This window comes from Vibrio sp. 10N.261.52.A1 (assembly GCF_002876325.1).
GTDB classification, from domain to species: domain Bacteria; phylum Pseudomonadota; class Gammaproteobacteria; order Enterobacterales; family Vibrionaceae; genus Vibrio; species Vibrio chagasii.
On the sequence record NZ_MCYD01001299.1, the window covers coordinates 1 to 509 of the forward strand.

The following is a 509-nucleotide window of genomic DNA, read 5'->3' on the forward strand; positions in this document are numbered from 1 at the left end:
TTACTTGACCACTTCAGGTACCCTTTGGTTTCCTATTCATACCTACTCTGTCGAGCTTATAGATGCGTATTCTGAGTTGATGAACGATGTTAAGTTTATTGGAAGCAGCATTATTGAGGAGCAATACAAGACGTTCATTAACAACCTCCCAGAAAAAGTGGATCTTGTTGTTTCACACCATCTTCCATCTAAAGAAGCCTTTGCTATATCAGATCACGCACACAGTTCTTATGCCCCATACTATCACGCAGGCCTCAGTAATGAGGTGATCTCAAGGGCTCGGTTTTGGGTGGCTGGTCATCAACATGATGCTGTAGAAAAAGTCATCGCTGACGGTAACACCACCTTCATTTGTAATCCCAAAGGGGCAGTTCCACTTAAACCAGGAGGACTAAAAATCAAAGCATTCTACCTTTGATTTTTACTAAGATTGAATTTTGTTCATTAATTTAATCTGTTCATTTTATTTGAACAATATTAAAAAATGAACAAATCGTTCACTTTTAGGG

General features: G+C 38.7%; 1 pseudogene. It reads left to right on the forward strand.

Annotation, left to right across the window (positions count from 1 at the left end):
• Window positions 1-418: pseudogene (locus BCT81_RS27080) on the forward strand (serine/threonine protein phosphatase); the annotation flags it as partial.
• Between the last annotated feature and the right edge of the window lie 91 nt (window positions 419-509).